Here is a 1,351-nt window from a genome sequence, read left to right as displayed (position 1 = left end):
CCTCAAAAAAGGGCTGTCCCTGCCGGGCACCGCGCCGGCAAGCATTACCGTCATGGAATACATGACCGGCAAAACGGGCAGACAGCTCAGTGGCCGAGCGTAATGACAGCTCTGCAGATTCGCGAAAAGCGGGTTTTTGCTCAAGGAACAGCAAGCGCGCCAGCTTCACTCGATCTGTGTGGGCGGCTCTCTGTGGGCGGTGCGGGGTGTCAATACCAAGGCATTGACGATGCTGCGAGGCCCGATCAGGAGACGTCCTTATAATCGGGGGCAGATTGTATCTAAGAAACGCAGGGAAATGGACGTGTTTAATGACTTTTATTAGGCATCTGGTCAGGTGGTCAACAGATGTTGCATCCATGCGCGTGGCTGGCGCGTGCGCTTGGGGGGAGAGGTTGGTACCCCGTTCAGGCTGATTTCTTCGATTTTCACCCAGCCGTTGCCCATCGGCTGGAGGCTACATTGCTTGAACGACAGGCAATGGCCATTGCCGTCGAGCAGGGCAGAACAGCGGTGAAGGGGGGTACAGGAATTTACTGCAAGGCTTGTAGGGTGCTAGTTACCCGTCGTGACGCACCGCTATACTGCGGGCCTGTCTGTGCCTGATTCTGGAGAGAAACGCATGTTGCAACGTCTGTTGTTCGGTTTGATCACTGTGACCAGTTTGACCCTCGTTGGCTGCGCCCACAGCCCGCAACAACTGAACCCTGAACCCAAGCTTACAACCCAGCTGGCGCCGGTCGGCCATGGTCAGCCGGTGGTGGTGCGTGTGGTGGACGGTCGTCCGTCGCCAACACTGGGCACCCGTGGCGGCTTGTACCCGGAAACCAGCGCGATCACCGTGCAGGGCCCGCAGATCCTGCCGAAGTTGCAGGCTCAGGCCGAGGCGGCCGTTCGCTTGCTGGGTTTTACCCCGACGTCCAATGCGCCGAATGCACCGCAACTCACCGTGACCTTGGCCGAGCTGAAGTACCAGTCGCCTAAAGAAGGCATGTATGTGACAGAAGCGACCATCAGCGCGACGTTCCGCTCCGATGTGCAGAATGCCAATCGTCGTTACAGCGGCCGTTACGGCGCATCGCTGGACCAGCGTTTCGGCATGGCACCGAACCAGGAAACCAACACCAAGCTGGTCAGTGATGTGTTGAGTGACGCGCTGACGCGTCTGTTCAAGGATCCGACAGTGGGTCAGGTTCTCGGCGAGTAAGTATTCGTCGGATGCAAAAAAGCCCGGTGCCAGCAATGGCCCCGGGCTTTTTAATTCGGGTGTACACCGAATAACTGTGGGAGCGAGACCGGCTTGCCGGCGATGGCGTCGTGTCAGTCGACATTTATTTTGACTGATCATCCG

1 protein-coding gene is annotated in these 1,351 nt (G+C 58.1%); it reads left to right on the top strand.

What is annotated here, in order from left to right; all coding sequences use genetic code 11:
- The first annotated feature begins 622 nt into the window (after nucleotides 1-622).
- Nucleotides 623-1,207, top strand: a complete 585-nt coding sequence (locus AC1DSG_RS31195; RefSeq protein WP_477794298.1) for a YajG family lipoprotein — start codon at nucleotides 623-625, stop codon at nucleotides 1,205-1,207.
- Nucleotides 1,208-1,351 lie beyond the last annotated feature (144 nt).

Source organism: Pseudomonas sp. P5_A12 (assembly GCF_056400685.1).
The sequence above is the reverse complement of the archived record's forward strand: the minus strand, read 5'-3'. Positions and strand labels throughout refer to the sequence as shown.